This window comes from Mesorhizobium sp. M1B.F.Ca.ET.045.04.1.1 (genome assembly GCF_003952465.1).
GTDB classification, from domain to species: domain Bacteria; phylum Pseudomonadota; class Alphaproteobacteria; order Rhizobiales; family Rhizobiaceae; genus Mesorhizobium; species Mesorhizobium shonense.
In genome coordinates this window covers 2,875,896-2,895,879 of sequence record NZ_CP034448.1, presented here as the reverse complement: position 1 = coordinate 2,895,879, position 19,984 = coordinate 2,875,896, and the positions used below count along the sequence as shown (strand labels likewise).

Sequence of the window (19,984 nt, the reverse complement as noted above, 5' to 3'; positions counted from 1 at the left end):
CAAACCTGCAAGGGACTCCGTAACGTGCACCGTACCGATTAGGTCTTCCGCCCGCCCCTTCGCGCTGCCTCCGGTTTGATTCTGATGCGTAACGCTCCGCCCTCGGGACGGTCGATTTCGAATGCGTTCGTCTTGCGAACGAGATCGCTCAGCTTGCGAAAACCAAAGGTGCGCGGATCGAAGTCGGAAGCCAGATTGGCAAGCTGCGTGCCAACCGAACCGAGCGGAACCCAGCCATCCTCGCTTTCCATCTGCGCGATGATCTTCCGGATGATCGGCACAGCAGCTGAAGGCGGCTGCAATGGCTTCATGCTCGATACTGCCTCAGGTTCGTTCGCGGGCGCGGACGGCAGCAGGTTCTCGGTATAGACAAATCGCCGGCATGCCTGGCGGAAACTCTCCGGTGTCTTCTGCTCCCCGAAGCCGAACACGTCGATGCCCTGCTCGCGGATGCGGGCCGCGAGCCGGGTGAAATCGCTGTCGGAGGAAACCAGGCAGAAACCGTCGAACCGGCCGCTATGCAGCAGATCCATCGCGTCGATGACGAGCGTGATGTCCGAGGCGTTCTTGCCTGTCGTGTAGGCGAACTGCTGCTGGGGTATGATGGCGTGCTTCGAAAGGACGTCTGCCCACGCTTTCGAGCGCGAGCTGGAAAAATCGCCATAGATGCGACGCACGCTGGCCTCGCCAATCTTGGCGATCTCCTCGAACAGCCCGTCGGCAATCTTGGCCGAGGCATTGTCGGCATCGATCAGAACGGCAAGGCGCGGCGACCGAGGTTCGGAAGGCGTCATAGGGCTTTCCTTAGCGCTGTTCATGCCACCTGAAGTTCTTGCTTTCAATGTCAATGATGTCGCCGCAGTTCGAGCATTCCATCTGGGTGTGAGTACGAATCCAGCCGACGAGCGTCTTTCCCTGATGATGGCAACGGGGACATTCTACGTCGATTTCGAAGTTGTCTGTCTCGCGCTCTGTCATCGCCATGCCTTAGCTTTCATCAGCAGCGGGCATCTGCGCTTCCTTCTTTTCTACGGATGAAGGTTTCTCCTTTGCAGCTTTCCCCGCAAGCTTGGCTTCTTTCTTGGCCGCCTTGGCCCTGTCTCGTTGACTCCGCTCGTATCGATAATTCGGCTTCATCGCCATTCGAACTCTCCGTATGCAGGTATGGTAGTCTCGCTAAGCAAAAGTGCTCGCTGAGATTTGGAATGGTAGATCGCAATCCGGCCAGCGCACGTGGCTAAAAACCGCGCAGTCGCTTGTCGCAAGCTCAGTAAATCTCAACCGTGCGGTCGTAGCTGATCCCCGCATCCTTAAGCGCGGTGAGGAATGCGACACTCGCGTCATCGGCAGCAGCATCTTCGGTGCAGCACTTCATTGCGTCCGACCAAGCCAGGCTGTCGTGTCCAGGCCAATGGTCAAACAGGAAATCGGATGCCTGTGCGACGGACTCAATGAGCGTGAAGCCGATCGGACCGGCGATGTAGACAACCACGGGAACCCGGAATTTTTTGCCAGCCATCGTGCAAACTACGCCTGATTGCGTGGAAAGACGAGCGTGGCAGGACGTATTATTAACCTGCCTTTATCGAATCCGAATGCTGCTACGGGAAATCGGCGGCGGTCAAAATATAGGAGTCGCGGCGGCTGCGGGCATAGACCTTGCCGGCCACATCCTGGATGGAGGTCCGTAAGGCGTCAAATGCCGAAAGACAGGCTGTCTCGGTGCTTACCTTCCCACCCAGGGCAACGCCGGATTTGGCCAGCGCCTCTACCTCGATGAAGAAACGGATTTGAAACATGCCGTCATGGCCGATGAAGCAGACGGCATTGCGCGCTTCATCGAAGCTACGGCTGGGATTGGGGAAGGCTAGAGTCATGATCGGCCTCCCGATATTTCGGGAACGCCAACAAGAACTGACCACGCGGCGATCCTCTCCTTGCGGCGCTCGCTGTTGCGAAGGTTGAGGGACAGCATGCTTTTGGTCGCTTCCGAACGGCTGAGCCCGATCATGAAAGCGCCGTCCACATACGCCGGGATGCCGGTGAAGACGTGATAGACGGTCCAGGAACGATCGGGCTCGACCCGGCGGCCATATTGATCCCTAAAGGCGCATGCCTGCGCGCCGCCTGCATCTTCCCGGCCCGGATGTGCCCAGGCGTTGCGCGCGACATGGGTGGGATGGTTGCTGGCGTTCATGATGTCGGCCATTTGTCTGTGCCCGCCTGCGCGGCAATGACGCTGGAATAGATCGTCGGGCCGTCGGCGTCGGCGATTGCGACGGCATCCGGCCACTGTGGCATGTTCAGCGTCCTTGCCAGTAGCCGCGCGATCTCGATCGCCGCGTCGAGGTCGGCCGCGTCTACGGTCTCACGGCCAACGACGGCGTGCGCGTCGTTGGCAACGCGCGTGCGATAGAATTCGATCACGACCTTCATCCCGAGCTGTCGCGCGCAAACATCCTGCCGTCAGCCTTTGCTCTTGCTTCGGGTGCCGCCGGCGCCCTTGATTTGGCCGAACGCACTCTCAGGCTTCACCGGAAGCTCCTCCTGCTTCGGCTTCCTGATCTCTCTGTTCGAGCGTTTCTGTCCCTTGGCCATGTCCGAATGTCCTTTCGATGAGCATTATGCCGCCGTCCGACGCTTCGTCGACTGGCTCCAGCCTGTCCTCCGTCACCACCCGCTCGTGCGGTTCGGCGTCGCTGCGAATGCGGTATTGCGGCGAGTTTCCCCTCGGCGGCAGGGTACGGGTGATGCGGTAGATTTCGCCGGTATTCGGACCGAGGCCGAGACCGCCCTTCAGCCGGACCGCCTGTCCGATGTCAAAAAGACGTGCCGGGGCTCCGTGCTGGATGGGGCGTGCGTTGCGTTGCATGAGGGTGGTCATGGTTGTCTCCGGTCCTTGTCGAGCGCCGCCTCGAGTGAGGCCGGTTCGATTGGCACCAATTGCTGCGTGGACCCCTTCGCGGAGATCGCTGGCAGGTGAATGAACGTGGCCACGCGGCGCCATGCGGTGCGGGAAGCCCCTTCGAGAGGCTCCTCATCGAGATCGACGCGATACTCTCCGGCCGGCTGCGGCGCATCGAAACCCGGCAGCATAAACGCCGCATTGAAGCGAACGATGGTCGGCGTGGTGCGAGTGGTCACTTGCGGCTTTCTGCGGAAGCGCGCATGCGCCTTCCGCTTCAATTCGAAGTCGAACCCGCGAAACAATGTCCGATGCCGCCAGTACATCCGTGGTCAGCGCTAGCATCATTTCAGGGTTCGAACGAAGCGAGACGCCGCGCCGGGAGCGGCGCAATGCATTCACTGTCGAAAATTCGGAGGCGGATGGCGAGGATTCACTATGACGAAGCCACCTCGACCAAATCAACGAATTTTATATATGCGCCCCAATTGCGCTGCGAACAAGGCGGTGGCGGCGTTTTATTTTTCTTGGTTAAATAAAAAAGCCAAACACAGGGTCAAAAAATCGGCAGGAATTCACCTCATCCAGGGCGATATTTTCTGAGTCTCGCAATTATTCCGACCGATAATTTAGCGGGCGTGGCAAATAATTTCGGTGCTCCTATCTATCGCGAGGCAAGCGGTCTATAGAAGGATATGCACACCCGTTCCGCCACCAGAAAGAAGTTGCCACCTGAAGCCTAGTCGCCCGATAGCCATGCCGACCGTGAAGCCTGGCATCCCGAGCATATCCGGGGTCGTGTCCGTGCGTGAACCGCCTCGGATGTTCGGTATGCTTGCCACGAAGGCGCCGCTCGTTGTCACGGCGGGGCGGGCTAGCGCGAATGGGATTGAGAACGTGGCGACGCGCATGGGGGGCGTTCTCTTCATACGGTCAACTCGCCTTGAAGATATATGTCGCGCTCTGGATCGTCGCTCTGCTGGCCCCGGTTTTCGTCAGCATAAAAGCCTGAACCCGGTCGGCATTCGTCGAGAGGCGAAAACGAGAAAGATGCGAGCATGGCAAACCACTACGCGCTGCGGATGGACGAGCCGAATAGCTGGACCGTTTTCGACATCTTCGCCGGCCAACCTGCCAAGTTCGAGAAGAAGATGATGGTCGGGATCAAGACGCGCCGGGCGGAAAAGATTGTTGGCGAACTGAACATTCAGGACGCCAAGCGGCGGGAAGAGGCCGGCCGGGAATCCTGATTGGCAAGGCCGATATTGCGGTTCAGCGCTCCTGGCCCGGTCATGGAGCAATCGCCGAATGTCGACTGCCTCCGGCAGTCATTTCGCTTGAAAGGATAATACCCATGAGAACCATGAAAACACTGGATGCCCCGTCCATCATGATCGTGGCCGTCGCCAAATCATCCAAGATTATGTCGGCGCGGCTGACGATCAGAACGGACGAGGCAGCAAGGCGCAGGATCGCCGACACCGACGGCACTCTAAGGCGGGCACGCGAACTCGCGGAACGCAACCGCCTGATTTGAACCAGGCCTTCGTTGGCCAAAAGGTGTCTACCGCAACAGCCGCCATCGTGATTAGAGCCGAAAACTGCATTTCCCAGCGAGGCAAGGTTGGGGTTCAGGGAACGGCTGACGAGTGGGAAAGTGACAATGGCAACTGTAGAATTGATAACAGTTGAGGAGCGGCCCGGTGGCCAGCTTCTATTTAATGTTCGCGTGACTTCACCCGCTGGCAAAATTGAACTGCCGATCGCCATCGAGGGCCAAGGATCTGTCGCTTCGAATGAAACGACGGTTCTTCAGTTGGCGCTTGGTTTTGCCAAAGACCTAGAGGCTTCGGTCCGGCTTCGTCTTGGAGTGGAGCAATAGGGGTCTTTAGCAGCGACGAGTCACTGTGCCAATGATCTGGTCCCGACACGATGCAAGACCTGGCAGATTGCTCTGGGCTAGAAAGCCGACCGTTCATCCAGCGACCGATTTGCGCCCGGGCGCTTCGTCGGGAACCGACGTCAAGTGTCGACGGCGTGGGCTCCGATAGTGGAGGAACCAACATCATTGGAATCATCGGCAAGACGGTGGCCGTCCAGAACGCCGCCTGTCGCTTTTTTGTCGGCAGCAGCGGCTTCCACGACTAACGCCGACCGAAGCCTTGGCCCTGCTTTCGGATCCCACGCCCGCCGAGGCGTGGCTTGAAGCAATAGGAACTGCTCCGCCAGGTGGCCATCGGGCTGTTGACGTTGGCCCTGTCGCAACCACCTCGGTCAGGACATAGTTGAGTCCTTCAAGGCATCTCGGGTTTGCATTCCTTGCTTTGCCAACCTTTAGTCCACGTGCCGTGTGCCAGCTGCCTGATGAGGATGAGCGCATCCTCCAAAAGCGCAGCAAGAGCATTGCCGCAAGAGTGTTAAAGAGTTGCGCACTCGCATTGCAGGTCCAGCTTTTGAACCATTCGGCGCATTCGGGCGTTGGGGGGCATGTCAGCCCACGACAACAGCCGTGACACCTATCTGCGAAGCATTCGCCGCGCTCGACGTCGCGCCGAGTTACGCTCTGATGAGACACAGCACCTCATCGATGAAAGCCGTCGCCTGATCGAACAATCCCACCAGATTCTAAAGCGGGTCAAATCAGGCAAGAATCCTCGGTCAGGGCATCTGACAAGAACTGACTCGTGCGAAGGCCCATCCCATGGCCGAGACCAAGCGAGAGCGCGAACTGCAATTGCAGGCAGCGAAGGAATTTCGGGTGCAGTTCCTTATGAACGAAACGGGCATTACCGAGGCCCAGGCCCGTGAACTTGTCGGTATGATCGGCTTAGATGCGAGCTCGCTTCTTCGCGAGGCGCGTCTTCTGAGGAAGAACAAGTAGCATGCACAGGCCCCGGTGGAGGTCGTCTTTCCTGTGAGAAGGACTATGGTGCGCGTCACGGTTCGCCAGGTTGGCAGACCGCAACGCCCGTGCAAAGCGACGGGACAGCAAGGGAGATGCAATGCAGGTACTCGTACGCGACAACAATATCGAACAGGCCCTTCGGGTCTTGAAGAGGAAAGCGTGAAGGCATCTTTCGTGAGATGAAGGCTCGCCGGGCCTATGAGAAGCCCTCCGAGAGAAAGACTAGGCAACGAGCCGAAGCCATCAGACGAGCACATAAGCTGGCCAGGAAGCGCGCACAGAGAGAAGGCCTGCTGCCTCAGCCAAAAGGAAAAGGTCCGCTACCGCGTCGGCCCGCGCCGGGGGCGCAACGAACTGTCGAAAGTGGAGGCAGCTTTAGGCCGTCGTCCTCGTGAGCGGCGGGATGCCACCGGTTCTCCGCACTTGTTTGCCGACTGCGGAGGGCGCTTCTCTCGCCCCGCTGTATCAGCGTCATGGATCGCGGGGGGGTCGTGTCCGGCAGGCATTCGGAAATTCCTGCTCTCGATGTCGATCACCTGCCCGCAACCGGGACATTCGAGCTGTACGTGCCTGCGAATCCAGCCGATGCTTTTCCTGATTCATAGTCGCAGGCGGGACAGATGATCCCGATCTCGTCGTCTTCGTAGTCGCTGGCCGGCATATAAGTCTGGCTCCGGTCGGCGGGCTTTTTTGTCAGTTCAGCCTGGGCCGTTCCTCATTGACGTAGCGAGAAAGGAAGCTCGCGATGTTCATGCAGAGTTGGACATCCGGCTTGACCTGCAAAGGGGGTGCGGCCGGGTCGTTCACAGTGCCGAGTATTGGCACCAGAAAGAAGTCGTCATAGCGCTGTCCGTCGGTGGTGACGACAAACGTAAAGCCAGCGAACTCGGCGTTCAGGCCGGCCTCGATCCTCATCAGCATCACTAGGTTGTCGAACTTGGCACCATGCGGCGGTACTACCAGAAAATGCCGACAAGGCCCCGGCTTGGATACTGCTGGTTTCATGTGTAGCGGCCCCCCTTAAAACGGGCACGCTAGGTCTGCCACGCTCACAAGGCAAATCACGTCTGCCTCGGCACGGAGCCTCGTTGAATTCCCGGTTACTATCCACAGGCCTCATTTGCCGTATATGTTCGGCGCATGGTGGCAGAACGTTACGATATCGAAAGCGACCCGGACGGTACCTTTTCGGTGATCGACGTTATGACCGGGCTTCCCCATGAGATCTGCGGCCTCCTGCTCGAAAGCATGCCTTTCTGGCTGGTGCTCGACTTAGTTGGTTTTCTGAATGACATGGACCGTCAGAGGAAACGCCCCCACTAGCGTCGGCTCGGCTTCCATAGGTCGGCGCGATAAAGCGTCGATTAGCGTTTCTTCGGCGGGGTCTCCGGCTCGGCTGTTTCTTTAGCAAGCCGCGCACGTCGCAAACGTTCGGTTTTCGCCTCCCTCGCTGCGGCCTCGTTCACTATGATCACCTTGGCTGCTCTGTTTGTGGCGTCCTGCTTCACCTCGCCGGGAGAAGCTTTCGGCTTAAAAACGCCATTCGGAATTGAGGGGCGCATAAATAAATCCTAGGCCGGGACATGCCCGACCTTCTCATCATCGCTTCGATGGCCGCGCCAGTACATCCGTGGTCGCAAGCCAGAAGGGTTGTCACTCACGCGGCCTGAAGGTTCTCAGCCGAACTCTTGCCGTTGCGGTTATCTTTCACGACGTCGAAGTTGACCTTCTGGCCTTCCGCAAGCGTGCGCATGCCGGCGCGCTCAACGGCAGAGATGTGGACGAACACGTCCGGCTGCCCATTACCCTGCTCGATAAAGGCGAAGCCTTTGGTAGCGTTGAAGAACTTCACTGTTCCAGTAGCCATACGATTTCCTTTCAAATCGGTGCAAATCATCGCGTCTGGCTGGCAGCCAAACGCTCCAGTTTCGAAATTGAGAGGAAAAATCGTCAGGGCGCCAATGCGCGAAAACAACGTTCGTTCAACAAGATCGACGCGCGAAACATAGCGCTTTTTTTCCTGCGGCAAGGTCGTCGGCGCGCTGGTGCTGCGTTGAAAGAAAGACTCGCCGGGCGAGGAACCCCAAGCACCTCAAGCCCGGCGAGAGCTTATTTTCCTGATCCCCCGATCAGGACCCGGTGGGAGGATTAGCACCGGCAATCTCTTCAGTTGCAAGGCGGGTGCCAGCATTTTGGTGCCGAAACGGGACATTGGCAAACCCAGGCCAGTGCAAGACCAGGCCAGCGCGCGCTGGTTATCCAAAACAGCGCATCTTGCCCTACGGCGCGGCGGCCGGCGCTTCGAAGTGCGGCCTCGGCGCTAGATGAGCCCGGCTTGCTTTTGGGGTTATGATTGAGGTTCGCAAGCCGGGCTATGCGCCGACTGATGGGCGGGGGCTTGGGTTTATCAGCCGGCGCGATCGGGAGACTGTCTGATTTGCCAGCAGGCCCGCAAATCGACCGAGGTCCAGACTTCCAAGCGCATTGGTCCGAATAAACGAAGCATATAGCCCCTTATTCCATTGAGACGGCGGCCTGCCCCTGGCAAATGCCAGGCGATCAGGAATATAATCTTCCCTGGTGCGGCGACCTCATTTTCGGAGATCGCCAATGACAATGAAATTCCCCTTCGTAGAAAACACGCCTGGCAAGAAGCTGGAGGCTGGCACAGGTCTCTCGGTCGACTGCTTGACCTGCAAGCGAAAAGCTCATTTAGACGTCGCCGAGCTGGTGAAGCGGCTCGGGCCGGACCATAGGTGCTTGCACCGGGATCTGATCGAAATCATCTACTGTCACGAGTGCCGAAACGCCGGCCGCGACGATCGAAACCAACAATTCACGGATCATGCGGTGACGCCAACAAGCGGAGGAGACCCGATGCGTGACGATGAGCTTACCGAACGACCTAGCCGCGGCTGGACGCCATGGAAGGAAGGCAACGGCGAGGCCGACATCGACAGGGCCAGGTGCCTGCATTTTCCCAAGCTCAACGTGTCAGTGTGGTTTGACGGGTCCGACATGGTCGGGCTAGCGCACTAGGGCTACAGGCGCGAGAAATGGTGCATGCGGCTGACGCCGAAGGACTGGCAACCATTGCCCGACGTCTACCGGCTCGAGCGGGAGCGTGGCAGCAGGAAGCGCTCAATCGCTTGAGGGCAGAAGTGAGCGCGCCGCACTTTGATCCGTTTGATAGAAAGCGGTGATCTGAAGCCGAGCCGAGTTTTGTCATAACTTGGGGCCGCTTGGATTTGCGGACGATCAGAAAGTCAAAACGAAGGAGCCAATACAGGATATGTCCGCTTTCCGGAGCTGTTCAAACTTGCTTGAGCGTCCGAAATCGGCGCGAAGCGGTCATTGGCGATGCCACTTATCTCGAGAACGCGCCAGCAACGATGCCGTTTGAATTACCGGAGCTCGTGGATGGCCACGTTAGGGACAACCGACTTCGCAATCTCACACAGGTGTTGATGATGCGTGAGGTAAATCACCTGGCCCACACTAGCCATCTCGCCGAACAATCGGAAAACTTCCTCCGACCGGAGATGGTCGAACGTTTCCATGATGTCGTCGGCGATGAACGGAACAGCCGGCCTGACCTTGGCAAACTCGTAATATCCGGCGAGGCGTAGAGCCAGGTAGAGCTGAAAACGCGCGCCCTTCGACAGAGCGTCCGCGACCTTCGATTGGCCATCTTTCTGTGTCGCGATGAGCACCTCGCCGCCCTTTACCGGCTGGGTCGTCAAGCCTGTGTACTGCCCTCGCGTGATCAGTGCGAAGGCGTCGGAGGCCTCGCTCATCATCCCGGAGCGGTGACGTTCGCGATAGACCCGCAGCGCACTCGATGCCGACATCACCCCAAGCTTCAACTCGATAAAGCGGACGGCCTTTTCCTCAATTTCGAGAAGGACGGTGCGACGATCGGCATCGATGCGGGCAACTGCGCTGTCGCCGCCGATCGCATCGAGCTTGTCGGTCGCCCGGGTGCGTCGGACGAGTTGCTGTTGCAGTGAGTCATCGAGGTCGGCGAGACGCCGCTCGACTTCGGCCTTTTCAATTGCAAGCCCATCAAGATCGAGGCCTTCCAGCAACGACCGGGCCTGGGTGAAGTCGTCGAGAGCGAGCTCGCTCGTCAGTCTTTCCTCAAGCTCGACCCTGGCACTATGGAGACCGTCTCGCTCGCGAAGCTGTTCGTCGCGCTCCCCGACCTCCGGCAGCGTTCTTACCCCGAAGGCATCGAGCACTGCCTGCTTTGTTGTCTCGTGTACCGCGACATCAGCGTTCAGTGCCTCTCGAACGTCCTGCAACTTTTGAACGTCAAGGAGTAGATTTGCCCTCGCCTCACGGGCACGCTCGGCTTGCTCCAGACGCCCTGTCAGCCTGACGCTCACCTGTTCTGGCGGCTCGTCGCTCGCGGGCTCCCCGGCCTGCGCACCAAGCCGGGCCACCTCTTCAGCAAATGCAGTCCTGTCCGCCTCCATCTTGCGGATGCGGATACGCATGGCCTCACGATCCTGCAGGGCCTTTGATAGCTCCGACAGCTGATCGAGGACGCTGCCAAGCCCGGTTCCGGCGATGCCTTCTTCCAGCCAGGTGCCCTTCAGCGTTTCCTTGACCTCGGCCTGCCATGCACCCTCTCGCCGCTCGGCGATTTCAACAGCGAGCCGCCTTGCGGCCAGCTCCTCTTCCTTCGCGGCGACGCTTCTTAGCGCTTCCGCTCGTTTCGCGTCGACCTTCGCCTGCCTGTCGAGAAAGCGGTCGGCGGCGACCACCATCACGTCCAGGGCTTCACCGGCTTCCGGCTGAATTCCAACGCTTCGAAGAGCTGAGGTCAGTCCGAGATGGATTCGCTCTCCTTCGGCTGTCGCGCGCTCAATCCTTGCGCGTGCGAGCAGGATGCCGTCCCAAGCGGCAAGCGCGTCAGCACGCGCGGAAAGGCGCTCCTCGAGAAGACCGATCAAGAGGTCGAGCGACTGCGCCTGGCAATCCTCAAGCAAGGCTCCGGCCATTCGCTTGATTTCAGTGGAAGCCATTTCTGCTTGCTCAGCCACACCACCGAGTTGGAGGCTTATGCGCTCTATTGCCGCTTCGATCTCCCCCGCCTTTTGCTTGATTGCACGCAGGTCCGCCAGCTCGCCCGAATGAGCCAATCGAGCCGCGCCGACCTGATCGTCCCTGGCCAGTGCCGCCGCAAAGACATCAGCCGTTTCGGCCTTTAGGTCCGCCCGGTGATTTCGCCAGGCCTCTTCCCTCTCACGCCGAATGGCTGCGGCGGTTTCGTCGTCGGCGATGTCGGCCGACGCGCGGACAGCAGCCAGACGAGCCGACGTCGGGATCCGGCTTTGTTCATGCTCAACCAGACGCTCCGAGAAGACCGCCCTGTCCCTTTGAAGGTCCGCGGCCAGTTTCTTCCAGACGGCCATCTGCGTCGGCACTGGAACCGACATTTTCGAAAGTGCTTCCGCATCTCCCGACCACGGCCGAAGGCGCCGCATCACATCGGCCAGCCCTGTTTGCCGCTCGTCCTCGAACGCGCACGCCTCTCTGATTTCCCGTGTGTGACCACTGGCCTTGGCCTCCGACACCGCTGCCATCAGCCTGGCTCTTGCTGGCTCGGGCACTGCCCTCTCCTCGTCAATGCGACCTCGCGCAGCGTTGAGTCCGTCGAGCGCGGCAGCGGCTTCATCGCGCGCCATCCGCAGGCTCGTCGTGATGCCGGAGCGTTGTTCGACCATGTTGCGAAGCGTGCCGACCACAACGGCCGGCAGGATGAGCCGGGACGGATCCTGTTCGGCCGACCTTCCAAGCGCGGCGAGACAGTTAGCCACCGTATGGTCGAGCACTTGGAGTTCCATTTTGCGGGTCGGCAGATCCATGCCCGCGGATAAATAGCGCGCCTTGCGGTCGGCCAGCCCTCGCACCTGCTCGGAGATTGCCAGCACAGCGTCGTCGACAGCGATTGCTTCTATCTTTGTCTTCGCCCGATCGATCTCATCGCCATTCGCCTGGAGACGGGTTCTCAGCCGCGCGTCCTGATCGATCAATTCCGCGACGCTGCCGCTCCAGGTCCTGGGAGGAGACGGCATGTCCGGCAGCTCAGCCAGCCTGGTTGCCTTGCGTTTTATTTCGGCCAGGAGCGGCACGGCGCGCACATATCGGTCAATCGTGGCGAGCCGGGCCGACATCGCCGCGCGTTCAGCCAGGCTGCGGTCATACTTCTCCTGGGCTTCCACGCGTTCCGCCTCGAGCGCCTCGAATGTCGAGGCCAGCGTGTCGATCGCCTCCTTGCGCGACTTGAGTTCCGCGAACCGCTTCTTCAGCAGCGCGATTTCCGTGCTCTGCGCCTGTTTTCGATGAAGACCATCGGCCTCCGTTTCCAATGCGGCCAGGACATCGCTGGCATGGCCAAGCCCAGCACTGGCGGTGAAAAGGAGCTTGCCGAGATCGCCGCGCGATTCAAGGATCGCCTTGCCGCCCGCTTCCAGCGTTTCGTCGTCCAGCGAGAACATGCTGCTGTAGGCTTCTCGCGACAGTCCGGCGAGCTGCGCGGAGATAGCAATTTCGCTGACCGGCTTGCCTTCGGCATCATGCAGGGAGTTGCTGCGGCTTTTGGTGCGCGAAACGGCAAGCGTCCGTCCCTCGAATTCGAGCAGCCCGCCGATGCGCATCGAGCTATAGTCGTGCAGGAAATTATACCGACTGCGCTCCTCGATGCCGAAGAGCAGATCAAGGTAGGCGGAAAGCGCAGTCGACTTGCCGGCCTCGTTGAGGCCGAAAACGATATGCAGATCGGGAGCTGAAATAGGCTTCTCTCCAAAGTCGATCGCCTTATCGGTGAACTTGCCGTAGCGGGTCAGATCAAGGCGCCGCAATCTCATCGCGTCGCACCTGGCTTGAGCCTTGCCGTGACCAGGTCAACGCTTCCGGCAAGCACATGGTCGAGAAACTGTTCTAACCCTGTTTCGTCCTTGCCGGCGAAGCCCCGCGCATCGGGCGGCAGGTCCGCGATCGTCTTCAACACGAATTCCCGCGCTTCCGCTCGAAATGCTTCAGAGCTCGCATTGGCGCGCATGGACTGGGCGAGCTCAAGCGTGGGATCGGCAACATTGCCCGAATCTCCGACAGCGGGGGCCGAAAAATCAAGCTCCAGCTTCTCCACCCAGGTGTCGCCCACCTGCTCCGCTGCCTGTTCGGCTTCTGCGACAGCCAGGTCCCGGTCACGCATCAGCGACCATGAAAGAGCAGACGTGCCCACCAGCCGAAGGCGGGCAACGAGATACCGCGATTTCGCCTTCTCCCTGGCTTGTTCCAGTCCTGCCCGGACGCGGATGATGGCCTCGTTCCATTCCGATGACCCGGTCAGATCGACGTTCACCCGCTCGAATTGCGCGACACTGGTGAGCCTCTCTTCTATTTCGACGGAGCGATCGTCGCGAATGGTGACCAGCGTGACCGACTTCTCGCCCGCCTCGTTGATGTCCCTCCCCTGAGGGATCCCTGCCATCACCAGCGTGCTCGCGCCGGAATACACCTGGCGAACGTGGATATGGCCAAGCGCCCAATAGTTGAAGCCATGGCCTTGCAGATCGGCGACGCTGCAAGGTGCATAGACGTCATGGCCTGGGGAACCAGCCAAGCTCGTATGCATGATGCCGATGTTCGCAACTCCCTCTCGGGGGCCTGCATATTTCGGCAGCAGGCTTTCGGGCGCCTTCGGGCTGGCGAAGCTCAGCCCATGGAATGTGACGTCCACCCCGGAGCCAGGCTGCACCACGGATTGGCAGCGGCCGCTGAAGATCGTCACCGTGTCTGGCAAGACGAGCTGCTTGGTAATCCGCGACATGGCGTCGTGGTTGCCGCGGATCATGTAGACCCTGACGCCGGCCTGATGGAGGCGCGTCATCTGGGAGGCCAAAAAGCGCGCTGTTTTCATCGAAGTCTGGTCGCCATCGTAAAGATCGCCGGCAACAACGAGAGCGTCGACACGCTGCTCCAGGCACAGATCCACGATCGCGGTAAATGCCTGGCGGCTGGCATCCCCGACGAGCTCGGCAAGCTCGGGATTGCGCAGCGCAAGTGAGCGCAAAGGGGAATCGAGATGGATGTCGGCCGTATGAACAAATCGAAATGCCATTGCGGGCGCTCTCCCGGCTGGAACCGAAACTCAGGCCAATTCTGTCGAAGTCCAGTTCGCCCACAAACCAGAGCGACCAAGTCAAAGCATCGGTAGCAAATCCCGACCGCGTTGGGCAGCGGAGGCGATCCAGATATGATGGCCCATGATCCTCGGCAAGGCGGGAAGGACAAATCGATGTCATCGAAGAAGCGGCGGATGATGCCAATGAGAGCGACGTTTCGGCCTTGGAGACCGTGCTGCCCTGCGGCGTCTTATTTGACGGTGCGCAATCTTCACGATGCGCATCGTCGAGACTGAAAACCGCGGCACATTTTACATTAAGACGCGCAAAATAGCAGAGGCTATACCAAAGACCGCCGAGACCAGATCGGATGCTCCAGATCGAATGCTCTCACGGCGACGGCGTGCTGAGGCGAGTCTTGATCATGCGAGTTCGCTAAACAGCGGCACGGTCGGAGCGTGCGCGTCGATTGCCTTCACGACGGTAGCGGCGAGAGGAAGGTGCGTTTTCTCAGCCTCCCAGACTTGCCGAAATCGTTGGACGGTTTCCGCGGCGGTGTCGACGACAAGCTTTTCCGGCAGAAGTGCCTTGGCCGCCAGATGCCGAAGCTCATCGGTATCGAGCTTGGCCATCTTCTTCGTGCGAGAGTAATTAAGCGCAGCCGTGTCCTCGCCCTTCATATAGGGAATGGTCGACACCAGGTCGTAGGCCGGCGAGAGCGCGGCCGAGCGCCGGTCCGGATAGATCAGCGACCAGTTTTTGAGGTGCATGTCGCCATTGCCGATCAGCGCGCTGAACACGAGGCGGCGAATGAACTCGGCCGCGCCGACATCGCCCGCCTCGGTGCCGATCACGCGCGCGATGTTGGCGTAACTTGCACGCTTGTACTTGTCGTCCGGGAAGACCCCGAACACCTGCGCGAAATCTTCGGTGTGGACAGGACCGTCACCGGTTCGGTCGAAGCGGCTGACAGCAAGCGCCTGCCCTTTTAATTCACCCACGCCTTCTGGAATACCGGCGATCGCATCGAGATCGACCAGGTTGATGATGGGCACCTCCATGCCGATCATCCCGGCGATCGTCATCATCGAAAACTCGTTTTCCGGAACGCCGGTGAACTGCTGGGACGGGAGCTTCACAATCCACGATCCGCCGACGCCCTCGGCGGGAATGGTCAGGCCGCCGCCCTTCCCTGCATTCTGAAACGCGGAGAACTTGAGCTGCACACCGGCGAGCGAGAAGCGCAGCGCATTGGGTTTGGCGTTCTTCGGAAGATCCTCGTCATCACCAGGAGGAAGGCCGTCACCGGCCGCAGGATGGATCGAGAGTGCTCCGGGCAGGTCGAGCCCCAGCACCCAGAGCAGGAAGAATTCGCGCTGCTGATTGACCCCGGCCCGCTCGGCGAGATAGCGACGCAAGCCGCCCTCCGGCAACAGGTTCGAGAAGAATGGCGGCACCACCCTTTGTGTCGGGCGGATCCTGGTGATGAGGCCGCCCAGGTCGTCCTTGAACGACAGGCTGAGGGTCGGCCGATCCGGGTTATCGACGTAGTCTTCGTTGAACGCAAATATCGTCCGATCGCCCTGCAGGTGGGTTAGCGTGCCAATAGGCTCGTCGTAGAGCCGTACATCCAGAACCGAGACATCAGGCATCCGCATCTCCATCGTCCAGCGAATAGGCAGGTCGCGGCTCCGATGGAACGGGATGGGCGATCGAGTTGCGAAGGCGCTGCAGGTTCTGCGCGATTTCGTGCAAGATGGGTGCTGCCTGCGCGCTCGCCTGATAGCGCTCGAGGCGGGCGATCAGCTCGCGCACGAGCTGCATCTCTTGATCGCTGAGATTCACCCGCCGCAGAAAGCGCAGCGTATCCTCGATGCGATCGAGGTCGGCTGAGCTGCCGTAAAGGTGCTTCATTTTCTTGACCAGGCGCTCGGCACGGGCAAAACGCCTGTCGTTTGGCTGACCGGCATGGATATGCATGTCCGGCGTCGCCTGGGCCTTGACCAGTCCGAGCACCGCCGACACGAGCTTCTTCGGCACGAGCATGACCTCGAGATCGAGCGCCCGTGTCAGGTCTATGAAGCTCGACAGTCCCGGCTCCATCTTGCCGCTCTCGATTTGCGAAATATGGCTCTGCGTCAGCCCGGCCCGCTCGCTGAGCGCGCGCTGGCTAACGCCGGAGGCCTCGCGGACCTCCCGTGCTTGCGCGATCAGGTTTTCGCTCTGGTAGGCCATGATGTAGAATCCGGATCAAAAATGTCAATGTGATCAGGATATTATATCGAGCGCGCATCCTCTGTCAACCGGTCGATATAGCATAATGATCAATTCGCTGCTCTGATATATGGTATTGTATCGCTCTTGTTGATTTGCGCTGTCTTGGCCCAGCAACAAATTCCGTCCGCCTGGCGGCCTAAGGAGCGTCAGCATAGCGCCGCCGCACGCGGGACGCGGGGCAGACCGCCCCCGGCGAGGCGTGCCACATGACCTGATGATTTCAACGGGCAGTTGGTCAAGTCTGGCTGCCGGGAGTCGAGCATCACGAGACCGATGGGAGCCAGCGGCAGGCAGGCTTTTACCAACGACATGCGGCGCGTTGCGGCCGATACCATCATTTCGACAATGAAGAGGGCGTTGAACGTCCTACAAGGTGTTAGCGTTGTCACTTGCTATGCCCTGAAATATGGATATGCGTGCCTAGGAGAACATTCGGAGATTTGTCGTGACCAACGCACGGCTCGCGCACTCGAAAGAGCTCTCAGGTTTCATCTGCAGCTTGCAGGAACCTCGCACGCTCCATATCTCCGCGAAGTGCCCATCGCAGCGCCGGGCCTGGAATTGACCAACCTGGCGCGATTGACAGATGTTCACCCCAACACGCTCCGTAATCCGTTATCGGAGCGACTGCAGGGCCGGATGCGCGAGGTGGTGAAGGTGATTTCGGCCGCAACGGAATGCATCCGCGCGGTAGACAAGGCGATCCACTGGTACCGCAACGAACTTATCGCCGACTATGACCGTCGCACCGCGGCGGAGCTCGTCGCCGACGGCCAGGTCGAAGCAGTTCCGGCCTTCATCCGAAACCTTGAGAACGGGGCGCGCGATGAAAGTCGCCCGCGCCGGGAAGGATGGGATTGTCCATTGCAAAGACTTTGCGCATTGCAATGCTCTTCACATAGGCTCAACAAATCATCACAATACAAGAATGACATTCGCGTTGCTTCGCCCGATCCGACGGATCATTATAGGGATTCGTAGCTTTTTCCCGGCTATGCATATGTAGTGGGCGGTCCACCTTTGTTCATGAAATCCAGCATCGATCATCTCCCCCCGCCAAAGCAGCGTGAGCTGACCAGGACTGTCGAGGTTCTTCTTGAGGAGCTCGAAGACGCGCTAAAAGGCGGAACGGCTGATTTCAAGAAGCGCGGCCGCATCCTGAAGATCATCCTCTTCGGTTCCTATGCCCGCGGCGACTGGGTCGACGAGCCGCATACGAAGAAAGGTTACCGCTCCGATTTCGATCTCCTAATTGTTGTCAACAATCGAAAGCTGACCGATTTCGCCAGCTATTGGCAGGCAGCGGCTGACCGCTTGATACGCGAGATCAAAACCCCAGTGAGTTTCATCGTGCACTCACGTCGCGAGGTGAACACCGCGCTGCGCGAAGGCCAATATTTCTTTGTGGACATCCGGCGAGAAGGCATCGCGCTGTACGAACTCGATGACGAATCTCTGGCGACGCCGAAGCTACAAAGTCAAACGGAAATTTACGATGCCGCCCGGGGGCATTTCTCTGTGCTTATGCCAGCAACCAATAGGTTGTTAGAGACAGCCCAATTCCATATCCATCGCTCTGGGGAGAACCCCGAATGGAGGAAGGATGCCGCTTTCAGCCTCCATCAGGCCATTGAGCGCGCCTACAGCACTTTTTTGCTGACCATGACCAACTACAGCCCTCCGTCACACAATATCAAGTTCCTTCGGAGTCTCGCTGAGGATCAAGCCCAGGAACTTGCCGAAGCGTGGCCTCGCGACCAGCAGCGGTACGTTGCGTGGTTCAACATTCTCAATGAGGCTTATGTCAAAGCCCGCTATTCGCAGCATTTCGAGATCACGCGCGAAGCACTTCAGTGGCTTACAGAGCGAGTGTTCAAACTGGCCGATCAAATCGACGCGATGTGCCGATCACGGCTTGAGAAGTTGAGGGCCGCGGCGAATTCGGCTGCTTAGATGGTGTCAATTCCAGACTGCCTTTTATGCGACTTTCGAAGCACAAAAAGCGAACATGCAGTAGCGGCTTAGGTGTTTTCGACGTCAACAGCTCTGGCTCAGTTCAGCGACCGGCAGGCTTGTGAATGGCTGGAAAGGAGGCCGAAAATAGTTGGGCAGCTCCCAGTGTGACGCGTAAGTGAGCGGACATTCAGCTCGGCGCAGGGCTCTGTCCCCACCTGACCCGTTCAAGACCTCCAACCGGCGGGGGCCAATGCAAGCCTCACCCAATCCGAAGCTTCCTGACACGGTTTGCCTGTCGAAAGCCGAGGGTGAGGCCGCCAGAGGACGCGACGCGAACCAACGCCTCTCGCTTGTGAGTAAGGAGTCCTTGCACGTTCCGAAGAGGCCGGGGGTCTAGTAGAAACAATCCAGGCGAACGGGCCAGCTAATGGGGGTGGGATGAACGCGGTACAGATGCGTGAAATTATCATAGGGCTGCTTGCCGCAACCTACAACACAGTTGGCGAAGACGGCCTTGCCAGCGCATTCATCCTTGGCCGACGTGATAGGCATCCCGCCTTAGGCGGCATTTCTGTCACGCTTTTCTTCCGTCGAAAGAAGCTGATGCCTGCGGTGGTGCAGTTGAGGTCCCTTGGGCCGCCGCATCTCCGTTATCTTCCATTGGGCCATTCCTTTGAGAAGCTGCGGTCCTTTCTCACAGACCGGTACCACTTGGTCGCGGGCAACAATATTTTCAGTCGCGCTGAAACCTCACTCTTGGAGCGGATTTCGAAGGAGCAAGTTGACTTGCTTGTCGACCAGTTCGCTAAGAGCGATATCCTCACTCCGCCTCAAGAAACTTGCCTCTTTCCGCTGGTCACAATCCAGATGAGAGATGCTTTTGAGGGGGTGGTGTTCTCGCTCTCGACAGCGTCTGGTCTTGCAGCACAAACGCCGCTGGCGGACCTGCCACGCGGGTACGTCAATGGCCAGCTATTCCCACCATTCAGCGACTGGAAGCACAAGACCCAATCCCCGATGAGCTGGCTCCTTGTCACGGCTCCATCGCCTGAGGTGGCAAAGAAATATCGAGCATCGATCTTGGGGGCGATCTCCCTCACCGTCATGCATGGTTACCGACACCAGTTTACCGGCAGGAAGGTTTTCGGCGGAGTGGTGACCGTTCGTGACGGCTGGTCTTTTTCCGACAGCTCGCCGCATACACCGGCGCTCGGCGAGGACGTTGTACTAGGGGTCGAGGATGGTGTCTGGCTTGATATGATTGATAGGGCGCTAACTTCCAGCAGCGAGGCCGATATCAAGAAGCTGAAATCGCTGCAGTACTTCTACAGGGCTTGGTTTCTACCGGACAGCGAGCGGTTTCCAATAGACTGCATCACGATCGACTCGATGTTTGGGGATGCAAATGGCGCAACGGAGGCTGTTGCACGCGGGGTGGATGAACTGTTCGGGGGAAAGCTGGATCGTGCCCGTGTACTTCTGTTGATGCGATTGCGCAACTCGGTGATCCACGGCGGAGCGCCGGATGTCTACGATTCGTCGAAATACGCGAGGTACTACCGAGACTATGGCGACGATCCGATCACCGACATGAGCGCCCTTGTCGCCGAGTGCCTCCGACGAAAGGTTTTCGACGGGCAGCTTCGAGAGCAACTTGACCCGTACGCTGAAGCGATCGCGCAGGCTGTCGCAGCGGGTAGGTTTCCTGCGAGAGAGCCGGCGGGAATCCTGGCTCCCTTAGCCATGGCGGCGGCGTGACCACTTGCGCCGTTCACAACAGAATTCGTGGCGATGGGATGCAGCTCT

General features: G+C 59.2%; 24 protein-coding genes and 2 pseudogenes. 12 read left to right on the top strand and 14 right to left on the bottom strand.

Annotated features, from left to right (window positions below; all coding sequences use genetic code 11):
• Positions 1-38: 38 nt before the first annotated feature.
• Entirely contained in the window at positions 39-713 is a 675-nt protein-coding gene (locus EJ071_RS13960; RefSeq protein WP_245460326.1) for an NYN domain-containing protein, read from the bottom strand.
• Here EJ071_RS13960 and EJ071_RS39405 point away from each other — a divergent pair.
• Entirely contained in the window at positions 667-1,038 is a 372-nt protein-coding gene (locus EJ071_RS39405) for a hypothetical protein (RefSeq protein ID WP_245460403.1), read from the top strand. The genes EJ071_RS13960 and EJ071_RS39405 overlap by 47 nt on opposite strands.
• On the opposite strand, the gene EJ071_RS38450 is transcribed toward EJ071_RS39405, so the two are convergent.
• The 7 genes from EJ071_RS38450 to EJ071_RS13930 all read right to left on the bottom strand — a co-directional run bounded on the left by EJ071_RS38450 (position 988) and on the right by EJ071_RS13930 (position 3,144).
• Positions 988-1,143 carry a hypothetical protein gene (locus EJ071_RS38450; protein WP_189350210.1) on the bottom strand — a complete coding sequence of 52 codons (156 nt, stop codon included), beginning with the start codon at positions 1,141-1,143 and terminating at the stop codon, positions 988-990. The genes EJ071_RS39405 and EJ071_RS38450 overlap by 51 nt on opposite strands.
• Positions 1,144-1,267: 124 nt before the next feature.
• Entirely contained in the window at positions 1,268-1,519 is a 252-nt protein-coding gene (locus tag EJ071_RS13955) for a DUF982 domain-containing protein (protein WP_126098383.1), read from the bottom strand.
• An 82-nt stretch (positions 1,520-1,601) separates the two neighbouring features.
• Positions 1,602-1,877: a DUF1488 domain-containing protein gene (locus EJ071_RS13950; RefSeq protein WP_126098382.1), complete on the bottom strand. Its 276-nt coding sequence runs from the start codon at positions 1,875-1,877 to the stop codon at positions 1,602-1,604.
• On the bottom strand, positions 1,874-2,209 hold the full coding sequence (locus tag EJ071_RS13945) for a hypothetical protein (protein WP_245460229.1): 336 nt from the start codon (positions 2,207-2,209) through the stop codon (positions 1,874-1,876). The genes EJ071_RS13950 and EJ071_RS13945 overlap by 4 nt, the downstream gene beginning before the upstream one ends.
• The gene (locus EJ071_RS13940) at positions 2,194-2,436 is read right to left on the bottom strand and encodes a hypothetical protein (protein WP_126098381.1); all 243 of its coding nucleotides are present in this window, start codon (positions 2,434-2,436) and stop codon (positions 2,194-2,196) included. Before EJ071_RS13940 ends, EJ071_RS13945 begins: the two co-directional genes overlap by 16 nt.
• An 88-nt stretch (positions 2,437-2,524) precedes the next feature.
• On the bottom strand, positions 2,525-2,884 hold the full coding sequence (locus tag EJ071_RS13935; RefSeq protein ID WP_126095063.1) for a hypothetical protein: 360 nt from the start codon (positions 2,882-2,884) through the stop codon (positions 2,525-2,527).
• Positions 2,881-3,144, bottom strand: coding sequence for a hypothetical protein (locus EJ071_RS13930; protein WP_126098380.1), 264 nt, complete (start codon positions 3,142-3,144; stop codon positions 2,881-2,883). Before EJ071_RS13930 ends, EJ071_RS13935 begins: the two co-directional genes overlap by 4 nt.
• Positions 3,145-3,343: 199 nt before the next feature.
• On the opposite strand from EJ071_RS13930, the gene EJ071_RS38445 reads away from it, so the two are divergent.
• From EJ071_RS38445 to rpsU, 6 genes and pseudogenes are all read left to right on the top strand, one after another.
• Entirely contained in the window at positions 3,344-3,508 is a 165-nt protein-coding gene (locus EJ071_RS38445; RefSeq protein ID WP_189521460.1) for a hypothetical protein, read from the top strand.
• A 455-nt stretch (positions 3,509-3,963) separates the two neighbouring features.
• Positions 3,964-4,155 (top strand): hypothetical protein, encoded by a 192-nt coding sequence (locus EJ071_RS13925; protein ID WP_126098379.1) that lies wholly within the window; start codon positions 3,964-3,966, stop codon positions 4,153-4,155.
• A 104-nt stretch (positions 4,156-4,259) separates the two neighbouring features.
• Positions 4,260-4,442 carry a hypothetical protein gene (locus tag EJ071_RS13920; protein WP_126098378.1) on the top strand — a complete coding sequence of 61 codons (183 nt, stop codon included), beginning with the start codon at positions 4,260-4,262 and terminating at the stop codon, positions 4,440-4,442.
• A 126-nt stretch (positions 4,443-4,568) separates the two neighbouring features.
• Complete coding sequence (locus EJ071_RS13915; protein ID WP_126098377.1) at positions 4,569-4,787, top strand: hypothetical protein; 219 nt, start codon at positions 4,569-4,571, stop codon at positions 4,785-4,787.
• An 819-nt stretch (positions 4,788-5,606) separates the two neighbouring features.
• On the top strand, positions 5,607-5,786 hold the full coding sequence (locus EJ071_RS13910) for a hypothetical protein (RefSeq protein ID WP_126098376.1): 180 nt from the start codon (positions 5,607-5,609) through the stop codon (positions 5,784-5,786).
• 121 nt (positions 5,787-5,907) lie between these two features.
• Positions 5,908-6,205: pseudogene (gene rpsU / locus EJ071_RS13905) on the top strand (30S ribosomal protein S21).
• Between the two features lie 298 nt (positions 6,206-6,503).
• On the opposite strand, the gene EJ071_RS13900 reads toward rpsU, so the two are convergent.
• Positions 6,504-6,815 (bottom strand): hypothetical protein, encoded by a 312-nt coding sequence (locus EJ071_RS13900; protein WP_126098375.1) that lies wholly within the window; start codon positions 6,813-6,815, stop codon positions 6,504-6,506.
• Between the two features lie 135 nt (positions 6,816-6,950).
• On the opposite strand from EJ071_RS13900, the gene EJ071_RS13895 reads away from it, so the two are divergent.
• Complete coding sequence (locus EJ071_RS13895; RefSeq protein ID WP_126098374.1) at positions 6,951-7,133, top strand: hypothetical protein; 183 nt, start codon at positions 6,951-6,953, stop codon at positions 7,131-7,133.
• 334 nt (positions 7,134-7,467) lie between these two features.
• Here the strand turns inward: EJ071_RS13895 and EJ071_RS13885 are convergent, their stop codons facing one another.
• A complete protein-coding gene (locus tag EJ071_RS13885) occupies positions 7,468-7,677 on the bottom strand; it encodes a cold-shock protein (RefSeq protein WP_126102573.1) in 210 nt (69 codons plus the stop codon).
• A 743-nt stretch (positions 7,678-8,420) separates the two neighbouring features.
• Here EJ071_RS13885 and EJ071_RS13880 point away from each other — a divergent pair.
• Positions 8,421-8,849 (top strand): hypothetical protein, encoded by a 429-nt coding sequence (locus EJ071_RS13880; RefSeq protein ID WP_126098372.1) that lies wholly within the window; start codon positions 8,421-8,423, stop codon positions 8,847-8,849.
• A 365-nt stretch (positions 8,850-9,214) separates the two neighbouring features.
• Here EJ071_RS13880 and EJ071_RS13875 read toward each other — a convergent pair whose 3' ends face one another.
• From EJ071_RS13875 to EJ071_RS13860, 4 genes are all read right to left on the bottom strand, one after another.
• Entirely contained in the window at positions 9,215-12,685 is a 3,471-nt protein-coding gene (locus EJ071_RS13875) for an AAA family ATPase (RefSeq protein ID WP_126098371.1), read from the bottom strand.
• Entirely contained in the window at positions 12,682-13,941 is a 1,260-nt protein-coding gene (locus EJ071_RS13870) for a DNA repair exonuclease (RefSeq protein WP_126098370.1), read from the bottom strand. Before EJ071_RS13870 ends, EJ071_RS13875 begins: the two co-directional genes overlap by 4 nt.
• Before the next feature lie 426 nt (positions 13,942-14,367).
• Positions 14,368-15,597, bottom strand: coding sequence for a HipA domain-containing protein (locus EJ071_RS13865; protein ID WP_126098369.1), 1,230 nt, complete (start codon positions 15,595-15,597; stop codon positions 14,368-14,370).
• Positions 15,590-16,180 (bottom strand): helix-turn-helix domain-containing protein, encoded by a 591-nt coding sequence (locus EJ071_RS13860; RefSeq protein WP_126098368.1) that lies wholly within the window; start codon positions 16,178-16,180, stop codon positions 15,590-15,592. Before EJ071_RS13860 ends, EJ071_RS13865 begins: the two co-directional genes overlap by 8 nt.
• Positions 16,181-16,667: 487 nt before the next feature.
• Between EJ071_RS13860 and EJ071_RS13855 the strand changes: the two are divergent.
• The 3 genes and pseudogenes from EJ071_RS13855 to EJ071_RS13845 form a co-directional block, all read left to right on the top strand.
• Positions 16,668-17,047, top strand: a pseudogene (locus EJ071_RS13855) (hypothetical protein); the annotation flags it as partial.
• A 201-nt stretch (positions 17,048-17,248) separates the two neighbouring features.
• Positions 17,249-18,175, top strand: a complete 927-nt coding sequence (locus EJ071_RS13850; protein ID WP_126098367.1) for a nucleotidyltransferase and HEPN domain-containing protein — start codon at positions 17,249-17,251, stop codon at positions 18,173-18,175.
• Between the two features lie 441 nt (positions 18,176-18,616).
• Positions 18,617-19,936, top strand: a complete 1,320-nt coding sequence (locus tag EJ071_RS13845) for a hypothetical protein (protein ID WP_126098366.1) — start codon at positions 18,617-18,619, stop codon at positions 19,934-19,936.
• Positions 19,937-19,984: the final 48 nt, after the last annotated feature.